Origin of the sequence: Nostoc sp. 'Peltigera membranacea cyanobiont' 232 (genome assembly GCF_002245985.1) — a bacterium.
Classification (GTDB): domain Bacteria; phylum Cyanobacteriota; class Cyanobacteriia; order Cyanobacteriales; family Nostocaceae; genus Nostoc.
In genome coordinates this window covers 1-18,767 of the sequence record NZ_NOLK01000035.1, presented here as the reverse complement: position 1 = coordinate 18,767, position 18,767 = coordinate 1, and the positions used below count along the sequence as shown (strand labels likewise).

Below are 18,767 nucleotides of genomic sequence, written 5' to 3'. Positions count from 1 at the left end.
TAATGAATTACAAATGATACATCAAGTTAGCAAATGGGTGTAGAAGAGGCCTTAGAGTTTGTAGATAACTTGGTTTTTCTCCAGACGGGAGAACACCTAGATAAAACTCAAAGGATTATCTTGCGTAATTTGTGGGAGGATGAGAAGCGGACTTACCAGCATATCGCCAACAGCCGTGGTTATACAGAAGCGCATTTAAAAGCAGTTGGTGCAGAACTTTGGCATTTACTCTCCAAAGTGCTAGGAGCGAAAGTCTCAAAATCTACCTTTCAAGGCGCGGTTCAGGGGTTTAGAACAACCCAACAGGCGCAAAAAGTTTCGCAGATTCCAAATCTAGAGACTAATGGCGCTAAACCCCAAGACTTAGATTCTAACTTTGTAGGACGCGATCGCCAAATAGCCGAACTCCACACCTTAGTCAGTCGGGGAGAAAAAGTTATCCTCATCCAGGGGGAAGGTGGTGTTGGCAAAACAAGATTAGCACGCAAATATTTTAAAAGTCAAAAATTTAATTTTGTCCTAGAACTGTGGATGGCCACAGAAATCCAAAACCTTACTCCTGTGGAGAGTGTGGTTGAAGAATGGCTGCGACGAGACTTTAACGAAGAACCAGGTGGAGACTTTGGTATCAGCTTAGAACGACTACGGCGTAAACTCCGAGAACAAACTTATAAAATCGGGGTATTTATCGATAATCTAGAAACTGCTCTCGATAAAAATGGCAAGTTCCTAGAATATCGTCGGCCTTATGTTGAGTTATTGAGAGTATTAGCAGATCCGGATGTGCATTCAGTTACTTTATTAACAAGTCGTGAGCGTTTGCGAGAGTCTAGTGTAGAGGTTTATCTCTACCCACTCGAAGGTTTAGATGATGAAGCATGGCGAGAATTTTTCAGCAGTTGCCACATCAATTGTGATTGTACTATTCTTAGTGAAATGTGCAGAGCTTATGGAGGTAACGCCAAAGCAATGCAAATTCTCCGAGGAGCAATATTGACAGATTTTTCTGGTGACATCCATTCTTATTGGCAGGAAAACTCTACAGATTTATTAATAGAAAGAGAATTAAAAGATTTAGTCGCTAGTCAATTTACCCGTCTCCAAGAAATTGACTTAGAAGCCTATCGCCTCCTGTGTCGTTTAGGATGCTATCGTTATCAAGATATTCCTTCACTACCTATTGAGGGAGTTTTATGTTTGCTTTGGGATGTACCAGAGAAAAAACGTCGAGGTGTCATTAAAGCTCTACAAGATTTGTCTTTAATAGAAGCGAAAAAAGGACAATACTGGCTGCATCCAGTAATTCGTGATGAAGCAATTAGTAGGTTAAGGTTAGTCAGTGAAGAATGGGAATTAGTCAACCGAAAAGCCGCAGAATTTTGGACGCGAAGAGTTGCAGCTATAAAAAATCTCACAGATGCTTTGACTGCTTTAGAAGCTTATTATCACTATGTAGAAATTAGCGATTTTGAAGAAGCTGGTGATGTAATTTTACAAGGACGAGGTAAGCAGTGGAGTATAGGTTTGCCTTTAGGTTGCTCGTTTTATCAACTGGGGCTGCTCCAGAAAAACTTCTCTGTAATTAAACGGATAATAGATGATATAAAATCGCCAGAAAGACTAATTAAACTTTACAACATACTTGGCTATACATATCGAATAATCGGGTGTATTAGAGAAGCGATAGAATGCTACGATAAATCAGGAAAAGTCTTAGGCACATTAGATGTCAAGCAAACAAAAATATCTATTGTGTTCAATACAGGGCTTTGCAAACTTGAATTATGGGAAATAGAAGCAGCCGAAGATTGTTTCAGTTCTGTTTGTATCCTTGCTGAACAAAATAGTAATCTTGATGATTACATGACTTATGCTCAATGCTGTCTAGCTTTGATAAAATCACGCTCTGGTAGCAGAGAAGATGCCTTTTATCTTGCTGAAGTCGCTTTTTCTGCCATGTCATCATCAAGTAGAGTGACTTTGTGGGGAATAGGACACAGTTTAGTAACTCTCTGCTTAACTTATAAAAATTTAGGCGATCTGAAAAAATCCTTTGAGTTGTGCCAACGAGCTATATTTCATTCTGAAGAAAATAACTTTACCCAAATTAAGGCTAAAGCTATAAGTTGTCTGGCTGAACTTTTTCGAGAACAGGGAGAATTTGCAAGAGCAATTTTTCATCATTCCGAAGCAATAGAAATTCTTGATAAAATTGGTGCTAAATCAGACTTGGCTGAGGCTTATTATCAGTTAGCATTGACTCATAAAAAAATGGGTGAAATCGATCAAAGTAGGGAAAATTTTGTGCAAGCGATGTCTGCGACGGGCTACGCATACGCACTGTTTAACGAAATGCAAGCACCCAGGCAAGTTGAGAAGGTTCAAACAGCAATGGAATGTTTTGAAAAATAGGCAATAATATTCGACTTTACTGCTTAATACAGCAGAATATAGGAAGTCTTTGGAGTGATAGATTTGGCAATGACTGGGGAATTTATGGGCGATCGCTCCTCAAGAGGTCTGTTGTCTCCATAATATATATACAAGCCGTGTGATAATTAGAGGTTTTTATGTCCCTAACGCTTGAAGACTTTGAAAAAATGCAGCAACAGCACCCTGACTATCGCATGGAACTAGTTAAGGGTAATATTATTGTCATGAGTCCATCAGGATATGAATCGGATGAAGTCGCAGCTGAAATGGTAGCCCAGTTACGTAACTGGGTTAGACCGCGCAAACTGGGACGAACAGCAGCTTCTAGCGCTGGTTTCAGATTGCCAAATTCAGATTTACGCGCACCCGATGCGTCATTTGTTTTAGCCGAACGCTTGCGTCGCAGTCCCAAATCTTTTGCTCAGTTGGCTCCCGATTTGACTGTAGAGGTGAAGTCCCCTAGTGATAATTTAGAGGATCTGAGAGCCAAGATTCAAGAATTTCTGAGTTTGGGAACTAAGGTAGGAATTTTGCTCAATCCAGATGAGCGGATTGTTGAAGTTTACAACCTTGGACAAGAAGCAATAATACTTCGTGATGGCGATATTTTAACAGTTCCCGATTTGCTACCAGGATGGGAAGTACCAATTGCAGATTTGTGGCCTTTAGAGTTTGACTAGGATAGCGTATTTATGTCGTTTACAATGTGTATAACGTACAACTAAAGACAGTTTTACGCTATTTACATTTTCTAAAACGTTTTTCACTCATCATACTCCTTTATCATCTTCTCAACTGCTTTGATGCCAGGTTCCATTTCTCCAATCTAGATGATTGCCAGGTTGATACAATGTTCGTGCCGGAGATCCAAAAACATCCTGACAAGCATCATTCAGAATTTCAAGAAAGGCGTATATCAAACCTAGTTCCCAGCTTTTACCTTTTAACTGAAATACCCAATCTAATAATTCATCACTATTGCAACATCTCTCCAAATAAACTTCATAGGAAACTAGCTTAGTTCCTCTGAACTGGATAGTTAGATCACTTTTTTGAAAGAAAACCTTCAAGCTGTTAATAGTAACTCCATTTTGAAGACGTTCTTTTTGATTGGCTTCTCCTTGGGCAAGGAAATCCCTACCAGATACAATTCCAAGCTTCTTTCTAATATCATCAACATCGTTTTGTTCTGGCATATTATATGGGGGTCAGTGAATATAAGCAAAAGTGATGGGACAATGAGATGATTATATTTTATTACAAAGGACGGTTACTCAACACCCTATACCCGCATTTCTCACGCATGAGAGAAGGGATTGAACTTGGCAGATTGAACTCTCCCACTAGCGAACCTCACGGGCGAAGTAATAAGTAACAAGTAATAAGTAATAAGTAAGATTCATTACTCATTACTCATTACTCATTACTTATTTAATTATTGAGATGTGGTGAGAAATCCGGGCTATAGAGGGATGGTAAATGACGGCGTTCAGTAAAAATTTTTACAAGATAGCGATCGCTAATCCGAGAAAAAGCATAAAACTATCAAAATTTGGCAACTGCGATCGCGATTTAGTTCCTCATCAACTGAGTGACGGTAGAATATACCTAATTTATAATCTTCATAGCTTCAAAAGCCTAACCATGACGATGCATTCTACACTCCAACGTGCATTTACTAACCGCCGCGTTCTGAAAGTAATTAGCGGCTTGAATAACTTCGACGCTGCTAGCGTTGCTGCTACTGTCAAAGCTGCTGAATTTGGCGGTGCTACTTTTGTTGATATTGCCGCCGATCGCGCTTTGGTACAATTAGCTAAAAGTTTTACAAAATTACCAATTTGTGTTTCAGCAGTAGAACCAGAAAAATTTGTGCAAGCTGTGGCAGCTGGTGCTGATTTAATTGAAATCGGGAATTTCGATTCCTTTTATGCTCAAGGTCGCCGCTTTGAGGCTCCAGAAGTGCTAGCGCTGACTAAGCAAACCCGCGCCCTTCTCCCAGAAATCACCTTATCTGTCACCGTTCCCCACATTTTGGAACTAGATCAACAGGTACAGTTAGCCGAAGAACTGGTGAAAGCTGGAGCAGATATTATCCAAACCGAAGGCGGTACTAGCAGTAACCCAGTTCATCCTGGAACTTTAGGATTAATTGAAAAAGCTGCTCCCACCTTGGCAGCAGCTTTTGAAATATCCCGTGTGGTGTCAGTACCAGTATTGTGTGCTTCCGGCATTTCTAACGTTACTGCACCATTAGCGATCGCAGCTGGTGCGGCTGGTGTTGGTGTTGGTTCCGCCATCAACCAACTTAATAGTGAAATAGCAATGATTGCGGCTGTGCGTGGCTTGGTAGAAGCCTTGGCAGCTGCGAATGTAGTAGTGAAATAAGTTAGGAGTTGGGAGGGATGAGTGATGAGTTGAAGAAACTTATTCATTCAAAACTCCTAACTGTAGAGACGCGATTAATCGCGTCTCTACTTCTAACTCATAACTTCTTTCAACGCATAAATCACTTGGTCTTGCTGGTGTTGTGTCAATTCTGGGAACATGGGCAAAGCTATGACTTCATGGCAAGCTTGCTCTGCTATTGGTAAGTCCCCAATTTGATAACCTAGATTTTGATAAACTGGCTGCAAATGTAAAGGGTGGGGGTAGTAAATCATTGAACTCACACCCTGTTCTTGTAATTGACTACGTACCCAATCTCGATATTTGGCGGTAGAACCATTTCGCCCTTCGCCTGAAATGCGAATAGTGTATTGATTCCATACCCCAATACCCCCAGGTAATTCTTGAGGCGGGACGATTCCCGGAATTTGGCTCAGGAACTGATAGTAATAATTGGTGATATCTCGGCGGCGATCGTTCCAAATATCTAAATAACGCAGCTTAATCTGCAAGATAGCTGCTTGGAGAGCATCCAAGCGGCTATTTACACCGATTTTCTCGTGTAAATATCGAACTTTACTACCATGATCTCGGAGGATTCGCAGTTTAGTAGCGATCGCAGGATCTTTAGTCGTTATTGCTCCGCCATCACCGCAACCACCAAGATTTTTGGTAGGGTAGAAACTAAAGCAACCAATATGTCCAATACTTCCTACTTTTGTATCAGCCCACCTTGCGCCTGTAGACTGAGCGCAATCTTCAATTATTGATAAATTGTGAGATTGAGCGATCGCCATTAATGATGTCATATCCACGGGTTGTCCAAATAGGTGAACCGGGATAATCGCTTTAGTTTTAGGTGTAATCGCCGCCGCTACTTGCTCCACATCCAAATTAAACGTAGTAGCATCAATATCAACGAAAACAGGCTTTGCACCGACGGCGCTAATTACTTCAGAGGTAGCAATAAAGGTGAAAGGCGTTGTAATCACTTCATCGCCTGCACCGATTTCCAAGACTCGTAACGCTAAGTAGAGCGCATCAGTACCAGAATTACAAGCCACACATTCAGTAACAGTATTATAAGCAGCAAACTGTTGCTCAAAGCCTTCTACTAGAGGGCCGCCGATATAGCGCCCAGAAGCCAGAACTTCTAAGACGGCTGCACTTACTTCTGCTTCGATGGTGGTGTATTGCTGCTTAATATCAAAGGCAGGGATGGGATTTACACTTTGGATCATGAGTTCTCATTTTATCGGAAGATACAAAGGATGCACTTCGAGAGTCAATTTTTGCTGATTGAATTATTAATCAAAAAGAAGCAACTAAAAGACTATCGCCCAAGATACGCATCTATTAGGGTTTTTACTTAAATTTTGGCGAGCTAGACTGCCGCACATTTAATTTACAGATAGTAGACATACTAGGAGTTTGTCATGTTAAGGTTGTACCATTTTTGAAATTTGAATTGATGAAAGTGATATATATCAACCAAGATCCAACACATCGGATCAAAGTTCCAGGTGTGTGGGCTGCTTTGAAAAGAAAATACTAGGAGATAGAGAACCCATGCAGGATCTGATCGAGCTGAATTTCGTGGATTTAGCTATTGCTGTGGGATTGATGGCGATCGCCATTGGTTTATCTGCCTGGGAAAAATTAGGATTAGAGTTGAACCTAGCGCTTGCTACTGGGAGAACTATCTTACAACTTCTTGTATTGGGATACATTTTAGATTTCATCTTGGCTTTAGACAATGCTTGGGCAGTTTTGGCGCTATTAGCAATAATGCTGACAATTACGGCGATTGTCGCACGAAATCGCATCAGCCAAAAAATTCCTCATCTATTGCCTTTGGTGTGGGGTTCAATTTTAATTAGTACTGCCCTGACGGTGTTTTACATCAACTTCTTGATTATTCAACCAGAAAGATGGTACGAACCACAGTATATAATTCCCCTAGCAGGGATAGTCTTAGGTAACGCTACCAATGCAGCTGCGTTAGCAGGCGAACGTCTTGTCAGCACCATTAATTCCAGCCATCTCGAAATAGAAACCCACTTGAGTTTAGGTGCAACGCCCCAGCAAGCAGTTAGCCAGTACCGCAAAGACGCTATCAGAGCCGGATTGATTCCGACTCTGAATCAAATGATACTTATCGGGATGGTGGCAATACCAGGCATTACCACCGGACAGTTACTAGCTGGCGTAAAACCTCTCGATGCAGTATCTTACGAAATTTTAATTATGTTCATGGTGGCTTTCGCTAACTTGTTGACAACAGTTTTAGTCACGAAAGGATTGTGTCGTCAATTTTTCAATTCCGCCGCGCAGTTAGTCAGGTGAAGCGGTTAATCTACATCCAAGAACATCTCATACATGTCCGGTTAATGACTTCCAAATAAAAAAAATATCCCAAATTTTCTTGTGGGATGGGCATCTTGCCCATCCCACAAATGAATAATTTATTTCTTGGAAAGCCCTTAATGAGTTATGATTGCCATCTCTATGCAAAAATCGGAAAACCTCTTTCCCCCTGCCCCTGCCTCTTCGTTGACAAGCTTTTTAAGGGAGGTGGGGGGATGGCAAAATAATTAATGTATGGCTACGTGCCAGATTATGAGGCAGCTTTTTCTTCTCCCGTCACTGTTTCATTATGCTGAGATTTTGGGAAAAATGTCTTAACAATCCAGTCAGTCAAGATGTGAGAAAGTAATCCCATAGGGCCAGCAAACAAACACAGTGCAAGAGAGTGAATTGTCCAAACACCTGTTTTTTGCCCTTCCCAATAAATCCAGCGCCCGACGAATAAATCCATTACTAAAAAATGAATCCAACCTGTCGCAGCAGCCGTCTCATCTCCGAAAAATCGGGCAATATCAGCTAATTGAGGATTCGCTAAAGCTTGGGCATTTTCTGGCGTAATGCTGTTGATAAATAAATACAAATATGCCCCAGCTAACAGCACAAAGGGTAAATATGATGACATTATCTGCCGTGTAACTTTCCAATTTGGCAATAAAATCATCAACGCCCAAAAAGGTAACACAAAAAGATTGGCGACGTTAAAAAGTTGAGAGATCGTCATATTGTGGTAAAGTGAAGAATTTTAAGTTATTGTTTTGAATTAACTAATTATTCATAACTTGTAACTATCAGGATATAGATCCCCGACTTCTCTAATCAGTTGGGGATCTGGGTATACTTACAAAGCTACAAGTTGTGATTCAATTTCTGAAGACTTCAAATCACGTCCGATGAAAACTAAGCGGGTTTGCCGCGCCTCTTCGGGTTTCCAGGGGCGATCGTAAAATTTATCAAATCGGGTTCCTACGCCTTGCATTACCAAACGCATGGATTTATTTGGCACTGCCACAAAGCCTTTAATTCGGTAAATTTCTTGTTCTTGTGCTAATTTCTCTAACTGCTGTTGCAGCTTTTCTGGATCAAAAGTCCGATCCAAAACTAGATTAGTTGAGATAATTTCTTCGTCGTGATTGTGGTCTTCTTCGGTATCGTGATGACTGGGACGGCTATCTAAATTGTCTTCAACTGCGGCTTGAAATCCTAATAATATAGATGCGTCTAGTTGAGAACGATCGCTCTCGACAATCTTCACCACTCTGGGTAACTCTTGCTTAATCAATTCCTCAACTCTGGCTTTTGTTTCGGCATCCACCAAGTCAATTTTATTCAACACCACCAAGTCTGCACAAGCAAGTTGGTCTTCAAACAGTTCTTGCAAGGGTGTTTCGTGTTCTAGATTATCATCAGCTTGTCGCTGGGCTGCGATCGCATCTGGATCGCTAGCAAATGTCCCTGCTGCAACCGCCGCACAATCTACTACCGTAATTACCGCATCCACAGTGGCGGCGTTGCGAATTTCTTGCCAGCGAAAAGCCTTCACCAGTGGTTTTGGTAAAGCTAAACCAGAGGTTTCAATCAAAATGCAGTCGATGCTATCTCGCCGCTTGATTAACTCTTGCATCATCGGGTAAAATTCTTCCTGCACGGTGCAGCATAAGCAGCCGTTGGTTAATTCAAAGATATTAGTGTCGCCCTCACCATCTTCTGGGCAAATTTGACAAGATTTTAACAATTCGCCATCAATACCGAGTTCGCCAAATTCATTAACTAAAACGGCAATGCGGCGGCCTTGGTTGTTTTGTAGCAGGTGGCGAATTAGGCTGGTTTTTCCACTACCTAAGAAGCCTGTAATCACTGTGACAGGAATTTTCGTAGCCATATTTTTGCCTGATTTACCCAGTATGAGAAGTTTTACGGGTTACAAACTTAAATACTGAGATTAAGCTTGGTTTGAAGATTGACTTAGTTATTTTAAGCTGAAAGTCTATGGTTAGCCTGAAAATATCCAGGACTTACGCAAAAAATAGCCCAAACCTTGAGTTTCTGGTAGGGGCAATTCATGAATTGCCTCTACCGCGTGTAGTTTTGCGTAATACCGTTTGGCTTAGTGAAAGAATCGCTATAGCTATTAGTCTGTCAAGACTATTAAATTGATGGGTAAAAAAGTTCGTAGTAAGTTAGCGCAGTCTTGGGGGTTTCCCCCATGAGCGACTAACGAACCCGAAGGGTAAGGACTTCAGTCCTTATTTTCTAAGCACTAAAGTGCTTACTACAAACTTTTCATTACTAGCTTGACAGACTACTAAGAGTACTCCAAGAAAGAAAATGCCCAATTGTCGTTGCGAGCGAAGCGAAGCAATCCCAAGGGCTGCGATTGCTTCGCTTCGCTCGCAACGACGGGTTTTGGATCATTTATTTTTTGGAACACTCTAAGAATAAAAGTTGGGTTTTGGCAGTTCATCATTTAATGCCCACTTTCCTATATCTTGGATTTTGTAATCTACTGGATCGTGCAGAGTAAATGTGCGGAGATTACGCCAATAACGATCAAAGCCATATTTGGCACTAGTAGCGCGTGCGCCCATAACTTCAAAGATCCGGTTGGTAATGTCTAAACCAACTTTAGTGGCGAAAACTTTAGCCGTAGCAACCAAAAGCGCACATTCTCCCCGTTGTTCGGCGGTAAGTGACCATTCTCGCTCCCAAGCTGCTTGCAGTAATTCTCCCGCCTGCTCAGTGAGATACACGGCTGCTTGCAGATCGACCCAAATTTTGCCATAGTGCTGAAGGATGTAAGGATCTTGGGTTGCACTCTCTACACCTGATGTCAGCCAAGGTTTGGTATTAGTGGAAGTATATGTTTTAGCAGCTTCAAATGCTCCCTGTGCAATTCCCAGATAGATATTAGCAAGATTTAATTGAGTTAAACAGGCGCGAATAGTGCTAAAGGGTTTACCGGATTTGTCTCTACTACCAAGAATTTCTTCAGGATATACCAATACATTTTCAAAAGTCACACTACCACTGTCTGTTTGGCGTTGCCCCATATTGTTCCAATCATGATGAACTATAACGCCTTGCCGTTGGGTGGGAATTGCCAAAATACTTAATTCCCCAGTTTCTTGATTAGTGGCAGAAATCGGTAATATATCCGAGTCTTGAGAGCCAGAGCAAAAGCTTTTAATCCCGTTCAGACGGAAATAATCATTTTCCGGTGTCAGAGTAGTTCTTTTATCTAAAGGGTTGAGAGCATTGCACCAAAACCATTTGTTTTGAATAGTTTCTGAATAATATCGCTGTTTTTGTTCTGCCGAACCAAAGATATGAGGAATAACTACACCTAAATGATGATAAGAAAAGACGTGAGCAATGGAACTATCAACCTTGGCAAACTCGCGGGTAATTTGCAGAACGGTAATCCAGCTTTGCCCTAACCCCCCGTACTCTGTGGGTATAATTAGTTTCAATAAGTTGCTTTGACGCAAGCGATCGCGTTCATGCTTTGGTGTTCCCCCTTGGGCATCCCGCTCTACAGCAGTTTGGGCAAATTCCTTTGCTAAAGACTTAGCTATATCAAGATAATTTTGAGACTCTTTCGTTTCTATTAATTGCATATCTTGCAACTTCTCCTGCTAACCTTCTGTGAGGAGCAACTATAAATTTTGCTGGAAAATTTTTAATCTACAGTGTTTTGATAAAACTACCGTACTAATAGAAATATAATTGCATATTATAGATAAAAATGCAAGTTTAAATTAAATTAATTTTAATAAATCTATAAGCTCTTAATGCAATACCAAAAAATATTTGGTTGAGAGTCAAAAAGAAAAAACAAATTGAAAATATTATTTTAATACACTTGTTTTTTCAGGTAATATATGCAATATTAATAAATTGAATCTGCTAATCTACTTTAACTGGATATTCAAACAGTAGATAATAACTAGGTTGCAAAAATATAGGAATCCGGTTTGATTTCTGAAAAGATTGGTAGGGTATTATCGCGGAGAGTATGGCACCAAACCCTTGATAATGGTGCGTTACGAACTTCGTTCTAACACACCCTACAATACCTAAAGTTTAAATATTTTTTACAGATATATATTTCCTTAGTAAATAGGCCAGCTTATATAGGGATTATATTTCTGTGCAAACAAGTCTTTTCTCCACTGAAATATGCGGATTAGAATGCCAGATATATCAGTGAATCTCTGGAAGTATAACGAGATTAGTGCAAATTTTTGAGTGTTAGATTAAGTCAACATTTTTCAGGGATAGCCATAATCTTCTAGCTTGTCAAGTCATTTAAATATCTGATGACTTGCACTAAATTTTTCAAACCAAAAATGTGAGGAGTGATAGAAATGTTCAATCGTTCATTTCATAATTTATTCATCGAATCGATGATTGTGGGGGCTACTTTGCTAGCTGGCACATCAGCTTATGCTGAAGATAGGAATTTAGTGACCACTGGGACTCAAGCAAATATACCAACTGCGATCGCACAAACGCCTAAAATTCCTGCAATCGATAGTGATGTAACTATTCCACAGACAAACAAGATGTCTCAGGTAACATCTGTATCTCAGTTTTCAGATGTGCAACCAGGTGATTGGGCTTTTCAAGCACTCCAGTCTTTAGTTGAGCGTTATGGATGTATTGCGGGATATCCAAATAGTACTTATCGGGGAAACCGCGCCATAACTCGCTATGAATTTGCAGCAGGCTTAAATGCTTGTTTATCTCGGATTAACGAGCTAATTGCAACAGCTACATCTGACTTAGTTAGCAAAGAAGACTTAACTACTGTACAAAGGCTACAAGAAGAATTTACTGCTGAACTAGCAACTCTACGGGGTCGTGTTGATAATTTAGAATCTCGCACTGCGGAACTAGAAGCCAATCAGTTTTCAACAACTACAAAGCTTTCTGCGGAAGCCATTTTTGTAATTACAAATGCCTTCCAAGGCTCAGTTAATGGTGATAACACAGTTTTTCAAGATAGAGTTCGCCTCGTTTTCAAAACTAGTTTTACAGGTAGAGATACTCTAAATACTCGTTTAACTGCTGGAAACACTACTACTTTGCAGCTTCCTGGTGGTTCAGCCGAAGGTTTACAAACCTTCAATCTTGCTCCTAGTAACAACCAAGTAGCTGTAGATTGGCTCTCTTACTATTTCCCAGTAGGTAGCAAAATAGATGCTTATATAGGAGCAGTAAACGGAGTATATTTTGATTTTGTTCCGACTCTGAGTCCCTATCTCGATAGTGCTACAGGCGGCGGTCGCGCTTTGACAGAATTTGCTTCCTCTAGTCCTATCTACCGCATTGGTGGTGGTGCTGGTGGGGGATTCAATTATCGACTCAGCGACCAATTGATATTGAGCTTGGGTTACTTAGCAGGAGATCATGCCAGTCCTCAGCCAGACAGTGGTTTTTTTAATGGTCAATATAGCGCATTTGGACAAATAGCATGGAACCCAAACAAGAACTCTGGCATTGGTTTGACTTATGTAAATGCCTACCAAAATAGGGGAGCAATATTTGACCTGGGTAGTGGTTTTACACTTGTCGGAACACAACAAGCCAATACTCCATTTGACCGAATGATTACCAACTCTTACGGAGTCGAAGCTTTCTATAAATTTAGTCCTCGATTTGCAGTCAATGGCTTCTTTGGCTACACAAACGCCAAGAATCTGGCAGGTAGTGGTAGTGCAGATATTTGGTACTATGCTCTGGGATTGGCATTCCCAGATTTAGGTAAACAAGGTAACCTTGGTGGTATTCTTGTGGGTGCAGAACCTTATCGGGGTGGGAATCCAGCACCTGCAAATGATTTATCTTTACATATTGAAGGCTTTTACAAGTATCAGCTTACAGATAACATTGCCATCACTCCTGGCGTAATTTGGATTACGGCTCCTGCTCAAAACAATGATAATCAGGATGCTGTAATTGGCACTGTAAGAACAACTTTCACCTTTTAGATAATCAGCAGAGGTGTAAAGAATAATTCATCGAAAGTCGGCGAGTTTTTTAGCCTTTATATCTGCAATGCAGATATAAAGGCTAAAAAACTCTCCGGTGTTGCATATTTACGCACTGATTTCACTATTTTTGAGGAAGCAGAGATAACAACAATTACTAATTCGTAATTTAACTACGAATTACGAATTACGAATTACGAATTACGAATTATTCTACCGTCCTTCACGATTCAAGCTGAGGGGTTGCTGTTCTTCAATTAGTGGCGGTACATCCTGCCAAAGGCTAATTCCATCGTATAATCCCGGAGCCATTAAGAATACTTGAACCCAAAGGATATTAAACCACCAGTAAAGCCCTTGGATAATATTTTCTTGACCTACCAGAGATACTGTCACCAGATAAAACAAGACCGAAATTATTAAACTAGCAACAGATGCAACTATACCTTTTGTCGGCTGTGGTAAATCTGTAAAAGGCCACATATTGAATTGCCAAACAAAGCCTAAACCAACTGTTGTCCAAATTGCTGCAAAGGTTGGGCCTGTTGTTGTTTTAAACAAATCCATTCCTAGCTGTTTGAGGAATAATTCTGTAATCAGAGTCAGTAATAAAACAACACCTGCATGGAGTAACCCTAAACGTGGCTGCGGTAGTTCCAATTTGTTTAAAGGCCAACGTTCAAAAAAACTACCAAACACTGTGGAACAAGGATACCAGTACCAAGGGATATAAAAAGGTTGCAGTCCCCACATTGCTGGCAAAAAGGTAAGTGCAGGAGCAATAAAGAAGATGGCAAAAAATATATTGAGAAAACCGCTCACTGGATGCCAGTTACGTACTTCCTCGGTGGTGACAATTGTGTTGTCAAAGAAGAACAAACTGGCGGCTGCTGTGATGATTGCTGTTTGTCCCCATAAGCCAATAGGTGTATCAACAAAAGTTGCTTTTGCAAAGATAAATTTCCAGGCTTCTCCAGTTATGTAAACTAGCGCCAACAGGATTACTAAATTCACTGTTCCTCGTCCAAATCGGGTAGAGGAAAAGCGAGAACCTGGATAGCCGTTGAGGGAAAAACCGAGATGCCACCACCAGACGAAGCATATTGTGATGTAAGTCAATTTTGTTCCCACATTTAGCTGAAGAATTTGACCAAAAATGAGTTCAAAAATATAGCTAATTACAGCAATTACAGCAATAAAAAGCAGCCCCTTAAATGGCTGATTTTTCCAAATGCTCCGCCTCTGAGTTGGGTTTGCAACACTCATAGTATCAACTTAAATAATGTTGGATTCATCAGGTAGGGGCAATTCATGAATTGCCCCTACTGCGTGTACTTTTGCGTAAATCCTAAGATTGAAAAGATTCTCTAATCCTAAATTGATTGACCCCAGTAGAGAATGCAGCAATTACAGCCAAGGATGGCGCGGAGGATAGACACCATTGAGGAAGTAGTTACCAACAGCGTAGTATTTCCAACGCACGGGATCGTGGAGTGTGTGAGCGCGGGCATTTCGCCAGTGGCGATTGTAGTTGAATTCTTCTAATGTGGACTTTGTACCTGCTAGTTCAAACAACTTGTTAGTAGCTAGTAATGCAGCTTCGGTTGCTAGTGCTTTAGCTTCAGCAACTGCGATCGATGCTTCAACTACCTTGGGTTCTTCTAAACCTGACTCGTTGGCGATGTCGAGAAATTCGCCTGCACGACGCAGCAATGCTTCAGAAGCGTGAACTTGGATTTGGACATTGCCTAAGTTATAGAGCGTCAGAGGATCTTCGTAGCCTTTTTCTAAATTGCTGTCAACCCAAGGGCGGGTATGCTTGCGGACAAAGTGGATGGTATCACGGACTGCGGCTTTAGCAATCCCTACGTCTACGGCGGCTTGGATGATTTGCGCGATCGCACCCATTGGTGTAGCCCGCTCAAAAGCCAAGTAGTGCGGTATGACGTGTTCTGCCTTAACTTTCACATTTTCAATAATGGTAGTGCCGCTAGCAGTGGTACGCTGTCCGAAGCTTGTCCAATCATCAAGTAGGGTTAGTCCTTCAGCATCTCGCTCTACAAATGCCACCACTGTCTTACCATCTGGATTACTGGCAATGACAGGAACCCAATGTGCCAATAGTGCCCCAGCAGAGTAGTATTTGCGTCCGTTGAGTACGAAGTCAGATCCATCTGGTGTTAATTTTGTTTGGACATCGTTGACAGACTTAGTGCCAATTTCAGAGAAGGCGTTACCGAAGCGCTTGCCTTGTAGAGCCAAATCAAAGAAGAACTTCTTCTGATCGTCAGTGCCATCCAAGCGAACTGCTTCCACCATATAGAGGTGGTTTTGGGGAATTTGACCGAGGCTAGAATCGGCTTCGGAGATAATTTTAATTACTTCTGCCAAGGTGGCACTCGATACAAAAGCACCGCCATACTCTTTCGGGACTGTAATTCCCCACAATCCACTCTGGGAGAACTTTTGCACTTCCTCAGCAGGTAAACGCCGATTTTGGTCGCGTTCTGAGTCTCCCTTGGCAAACTCCGCTGCTAGTTCGTGAGCGATCGCGATCGCTTCTTTATCATCCCGAATAATATGCGCCTTCTGTTCAGTATTAATTACTGATGTCATGGTAAAACTCCTTAATTTCTAGCCTTTTATATGATTTTGAGTTTGGGCGAATCAATTTATGACCACAACCCTGATGCCCAATCCGACAAATTATGTTCCGGTTAATCTACACCCCAACCAACTCATCAGCTGTCCGACGATTAGCTTCAAGTTCGCGCACAATCGGAATTACTGTCTTACCAAATGCAGGTAAATCATCTGTGTAGTGTAAGAAGCCGCCAAGAATTAAATCAACTCCCACTTCATGGAACTGGCGAATCTTTTCTGCTACTTGTTCAGCAGTACCAATCAAGCCGGAACGGAAGCCATCGTTATACTGCACCAAGTCTTCAAAATTGGAATTCGCCCACATTCCCTGACGTTCGCGAGTCGAAGCTCCTGCCTGTTTCACTGCTTCACCAAATCCTTTCACCGCCTCTACATCGGCTTGGGCAATAATATCGCGCAATACTTCATGGGCTTCTGCTTCCGTATCTCGCACGATGATAAAGGAATTCAATCCAAACTTAATTGTGCGTCCTTCATCACGAGCTAATGCAGACACTTCTTCAATCTGCTCTCGCACCCCTTCTATGGTGTTGCCATTCATGAAATACCAATCAGAGACGCGGCCAGCCATGCGCCGCGCTGCTTTCGAGTTACCACCTTGAAATATCTCCGGGTGTGGATTTTGATTAACTGGTTTAGGCTTCACCCAACCGCCGTTAATCCGGTAAAAGTCGCCCTTAAAGTGAAACTCATCCTCAGTCCACAAACCTTTGAGAACGCGGATAAATTCTTCTGAACGACGATAGCGCTCATCGTGATCTAACCAATGTTCACCATATATAGTGAATTCATCTTTGAACCAGCCGCTAACTACATTCAGAGCGAACCGTCCGTTAGAAAGAAAATCAATGCTAGCACCGATTTTAGCAACTACTCCCGGATGCCACAATCCAGGGTGAACTGCTGCAATTAGCTTTAATTTCTTGGTGACTGGAGCCAAGGCTGATACGGTTGTTAATGCCTCTAACTGGTACTCAGCGCCATAGCTGGCGATAAATCTGGCTTGTGCTAGAGCATATTCAAACCCAACTTCTTCAGCCGTCTGAGCTAGTTGAGCATTATATTCATAAGTCCAATCTGTGCGTTGGGGAATTTTACTAACAACTAACCCGCCGCTAACGTTGGGAATCCAGTATGCGAACTTAATATCTACCATAATTGTGCGCTTGTAATTGAAACTGCTTGGTTATAAGAGAAGGCAGGAGGAAGTAGGGAAGGGTAGTAAGATTTAAAGCCTCTCTCCTGAAAGGAGAGAGGTTTGGACAGAGGTCAAAGTATATTGCATCCAAGCGAGAATGATAGGGCAAAATTGAAAGCTTGAGAGCGGCTAGAAACTACTCTGAGTTTACAATTAGACAATTTCAGATTCTTATGGTCGTAATATACCATAAGCCGACTGAACTACCGTAGTTTTTGATGAATCAGACTTTATCACGAGAATTTTTCTGATGTCGTGACTCAATATACTTAAATTCCATTTCCATATTCCAAAATGGAATACTGCCCAATTTCACTGAGTTTGATATTTGCTGGTTATCAACCTGATTCAGTCAGAGCAACCAGAAATCAGGACTCAACTAAGTTTCGATACTATTCCAGATCGTGATAAGCAACTGTACATAGCAGAAATAAATGTGGTAGTGTGAACTACTGAACTACGGTAAAAAGATATGGGTATCGTAGTTATGCGAATGTCTCGTAAAAAAAGGCACAGGAAGAAGATTTATGGCACTTCAGTTTGGAATTTGGTCGCCTGTCTGTGGTGGATGGTTGCGAGTTGTCAACCATGAGGCTAATTTATCTACTCAAGATTTGGTCAAGCTGGCAGTTCAGGCAGACGAGTTAGGTTATGACTTTTATTACATTCCTGAACATTACTTAAATGCAGTTCATGGGCCTAACTATAATGTCGCTGATGCTTGGATTACAGCAGCTTTAGCAAGTTTGAACACCAAGAATATCAAGATTGTTGCAGCTGTACAACCTGGTTTTAAATTACCTGCGGTCGTTGCCAAGCTGAGTGCAAACATTCAAAATCAACTTAGTAATGGCAGATTTGCTCTGAGTGGTATTGCAGGTTGGTGGAAATTAGAAGTAGAAAGCTATGGAGATATCTGGCTACCCCATAGCGATCGCTACGCGCGATTAGAAGAGTACATTGATGTAATTAAGGGACTGTGGACAGTTGAAGACTTTAATTATGTTGGCAAATACTACAATATTACGGGTGGTATTCTCACAGATAAGCCGACACCAACACCACCTATTTTCATCGCTGGCGAATCAGATCGGGCGATTGACTTAGCGGCTCGTCAGGGAGATTATCTATTTATCAATGCTGATGAACCTGAAAAAACGGCAGCATTGGTGCAGAAAGTGAAAAGATTAGCTAGCGATCGCTACCAACGCCAGATTAAAGTAGCCATGAGTGCCTTTGCGATCGTTCGGGAACACACAGCCCAAGCTGAAGCCAGATTAGAAGCGATTTATCGTTCTGCCGATGAACAGCAAATTAAGTACTTTCAAGAGCAAATCGATCCTAACGTCGTTGCCCACAACAAACTAGATATCAGTCAAACCATCGAAGCCAACCTCGGTTTATCTGCTCAACTCGTTGGCGATCGCTATACTATTATTCAACGCCTGAAAGAATACGAAGCCGTTGGCGTTGACTTAATAGTACTCAAATTTGAATCTATGTTGGAAGACACTATTCGCTTCCACAAACTAGTTATTTCCGAATATGCACAGCAGAATAGCTTAATTGCGTTGTAATTAAATATTTCGCGTTACTTAGCATGAATCCCCAGAGGGTAACGATCGTAAATTACTCACGGATTTGAAGGTCATGCTGCTTTTGAAGGATCGCTTCATTCTGCTTTTGAAGGTCGTGCTGCTTTTGAAGAATTACTTCATTCTGCTTTT

Annotated in this window: 14 protein-coding genes; 6 read left to right on the top strand and 8 right to left on the bottom strand. The window is 41.4% G+C overall.

What is annotated here, in order from left to right; translation table 11 throughout:
- Nucleotides 1–33: 33 nt before the first annotated feature.
- Both CDG79_RS14200 and CDG79_RS14195 read left to right on the top strand, forming a co-directional pair.
- The gene (locus CDG79_RS14200; protein WP_094342693.1) at nucleotides 34–2,412 is read left to right on the top strand and encodes a tetratricopeptide repeat protein; all 2,379 of its coding nucleotides are present in this window, start codon (nucleotides 34–36) and stop codon (nucleotides 2,410–2,412) included.
- A gap of 158 nt (nucleotides 2,413–2,570) precedes the next feature.
- Nucleotides 2,571–3,113: a Uma2 family endonuclease gene (locus CDG79_RS14195; protein ID WP_094342692.1), complete on the top strand. Its 543-nt coding sequence runs from the start codon at nucleotides 2,571–2,573 to the stop codon at nucleotides 3,111–3,113.
- Nucleotides 3,114–3,224: 111 nt separating this feature from the next.
- On the opposite strand, the gene CDG79_RS14190 is transcribed toward CDG79_RS14195, so the two are convergent.
- Entirely contained in the window at nucleotides 3,225–3,629 is a 405-nt protein-coding gene (locus CDG79_RS14190; protein ID WP_094342691.1) for a hypothetical protein, read from the bottom strand.
- Between the two features lie 448 nt (nucleotides 3,630–4,077).
- On the opposite strand from CDG79_RS14190, the gene CDG79_RS14185 reads away from it, so the two are divergent.
- Nucleotides 4,078–4,821, top strand: a complete 744-nt coding sequence (locus CDG79_RS14185; RefSeq protein WP_094342690.1) for a DUF561 domain-containing protein — start codon at nucleotides 4,078–4,080, stop codon at nucleotides 4,819–4,821.
- A gap of 92 nt (nucleotides 4,822–4,913) precedes the next feature.
- Here CDG79_RS14185 and CDG79_RS14180 read toward each other — a convergent pair whose 3' ends face one another.
- Entirely contained in the window at nucleotides 4,914–6,062 is a 1,149-nt protein-coding gene (locus CDG79_RS14180; protein ID WP_094342689.1) for a DegT/DnrJ/EryC1/StrS family aminotransferase, read from the bottom strand.
- 328 nt (nucleotides 6,063–6,390) lie between these two features.
- Here CDG79_RS14180 and CDG79_RS14175 point away from each other — a divergent pair, with 328 nt between their 5' ends.
- Nucleotides 6,391–7,167, top strand: coding sequence for an ABC transporter permease (locus CDG79_RS14175; RefSeq protein WP_094342688.1), 777 nt, complete (start codon nucleotides 6,391–6,393; stop codon nucleotides 7,165–7,167).
- Nucleotides 7,168–7,438: 271 nt separating this feature from the next.
- Here the strand turns inward: CDG79_RS14175 and CDG79_RS14170 are convergent, their stop codons facing one another.
- From CDG79_RS14170 to CDG79_RS14160, 3 genes are all read right to left on the bottom strand, one after another.
- Nucleotides 7,439–7,909, bottom strand: coding sequence for an ABA4-like family protein (locus CDG79_RS14170; protein ID WP_094331477.1), 471 nt, complete (start codon nucleotides 7,907–7,909; stop codon nucleotides 7,439–7,441).
- A 117-nt stretch (nucleotides 7,910–8,026) separates the two neighbouring features.
- A complete protein-coding gene (gene cobW, locus CDG79_RS14165; RefSeq protein ID WP_094342687.1) occupies nucleotides 8,027–9,067 on the bottom strand; it encodes a cobalamin biosynthesis protein CobW in 1,041 nt (346 codons plus the stop codon).
- 550 nt (nucleotides 9,068–9,617) lie between these two features.
- The gene (locus CDG79_RS14160; protein ID WP_094342686.1) at nucleotides 9,618–10,802 is read right to left on the bottom strand and encodes an acyl-CoA dehydrogenase family protein; all 1,185 of its coding nucleotides are present in this window, start codon (nucleotides 10,800–10,802) and stop codon (nucleotides 9,618–9,620) included.
- 750 nt (nucleotides 10,803–11,552) lie between these two features.
- Between CDG79_RS14160 and CDG79_RS14155 the strand changes: the two genes are divergently transcribed.
- Complete coding sequence (locus tag CDG79_RS14155; protein ID WP_094342685.1) at nucleotides 11,553–13,178, top strand: iron uptake porin; 1,626 nt, start codon at nucleotides 11,553–11,555, stop codon at nucleotides 13,176–13,178.
- Between the two features lie 213 nt (nucleotides 13,179–13,391).
- On the opposite strand, the gene CDG79_RS14150 is transcribed toward CDG79_RS14155, so the two are convergent.
- From CDG79_RS14150 to sfnG, 3 genes are all read right to left on the bottom strand, one after another.
- Nucleotides 13,392–14,444 carry a hypothetical protein gene (locus tag CDG79_RS14150; RefSeq protein ID WP_094342684.1) on the bottom strand — a complete coding sequence of 351 codons (1,053 nt, stop codon included), beginning with the start codon at nucleotides 14,442–14,444 and terminating at the stop codon, nucleotides 13,392–13,394.
- 141 nt (nucleotides 14,445–14,585) lie between these two features.
- A complete protein-coding gene (locus CDG79_RS14145) occupies nucleotides 14,586–15,794 on the bottom strand; it encodes an SfnB family sulfur acquisition oxidoreductase (protein WP_094342683.1) in 1,209 nt (402 codons plus the stop codon).
- A gap of 106 nt (nucleotides 15,795–15,900) precedes the next feature.
- Nucleotides 15,901–16,998, bottom strand: coding sequence for a dimethylsulfone monooxygenase SfnG (sfnG, locus tag CDG79_RS14140; protein WP_094342682.1), 1,098 nt, complete (start codon nucleotides 16,996–16,998; stop codon nucleotides 15,901–15,903).
- Nucleotides 16,999–17,567: 569 nt separating this feature from the next.
- Between sfnG and CDG79_RS14135 the strand changes: the two genes are divergently transcribed.
- On the top strand, nucleotides 17,568–18,617 hold the full coding sequence (locus tag CDG79_RS14135) for an LLM class flavin-dependent oxidoreductase (protein WP_094342681.1): 1,050 nt from the start codon (nucleotides 17,568–17,570) through the stop codon (nucleotides 18,615–18,617).
- Nucleotides 18,618–18,767: the final 150 nt, after the last annotated feature.

What these genes read in the sequence shown, in the direction of transcription:
- sfnG (WP_094342682.1), bottom strand. Translation starts at nt 16,998, where the DNA reads ATGGTAGATATTAAGTTCGCATACTGGATTCCCAACGTTAGCGGCGGG.
- cobW (WP_094342687.1), bottom strand. Translation starts at nt 9,067, where the DNA reads ATGGCTACGAAAATTCCTGTCACAGTGATTACAGGCTTCTTAGGTAGT.
- CDG79_RS14185 (WP_094342690.1), top strand. Translation starts at nt 4,078, where the DNA reads ATGACGATGCATTCTACACTCCAACGTGCATTTACTAACCGCCGCGTT.
- CDG79_RS14190 (WP_094342691.1), bottom strand. Translation starts at nt 3,629, where the DNA reads ATGCCAGAACAAAACGATGTTGATGATATTAGAAAGAAGCTTGGAATT.
- CDG79_RS14160 (WP_094342686.1), bottom strand. Translation starts at nt 10,802, where the DNA reads ATGCAATTAATAGAAACGAAAGAGTCTCAAAATTATCTTGATATAGCT.
- CDG79_RS14145 (WP_094342683.1), bottom strand. Translation starts at nt 15,794, where the DNA reads ATGACATCAGTAATTAATACTGAACAGAAGGCGCATATTATTCGGGAT.
- CDG79_RS14135 (WP_094342681.1), top strand. Translation starts at nt 17,568, where the DNA reads ATGGCACTTCAGTTTGGAATTTGGTCGCCTGTCTGTGGTGGATGGTTG.
- CDG79_RS14200 (WP_094342693.1), top strand. Translation starts at nt 34, where the DNA reads ATGGGTGTAGAAGAGGCCTTAGAGTTTGTAGATAACTTGGTTTTTCTC.
- CDG79_RS14155 (WP_094342685.1), top strand. Translation starts at nt 11,553, where the DNA reads ATGTTCAATCGTTCATTTCATAATTTATTCATCGAATCGATGATTGTG.
- CDG79_RS14195 (WP_094342692.1), top strand. Translation starts at nt 2,571, where the DNA reads ATGTCCCTAACGCTTGAAGACTTTGAAAAAATGCAGCAACAGCACCCT.
- CDG79_RS14175 (WP_094342688.1), top strand. Translation starts at nt 6,391, where the DNA reads ATGCAGGATCTGATCGAGCTGAATTTCGTGGATTTAGCTATTGCTGTG.
- CDG79_RS14170 (WP_094331477.1), bottom strand. Translation starts at nt 7,909, where the DNA reads ATGACGATCTCTCAACTTTTTAACGTCGCCAATCTTTTTGTGTTACCT.
- CDG79_RS14180 (WP_094342689.1), bottom strand. Translation starts at nt 6,062, where the DNA reads ATGATCCAAAGTGTAAATCCCATCCCTGCCTTTGATATTAAGCAGCAA.
- CDG79_RS14150 (WP_094342684.1), bottom strand. Translation starts at nt 14,444, where the DNA reads ATGAGTGTTGCAAACCCAACTCAGAGGCGGAGCATTTGGAAAAATCAG.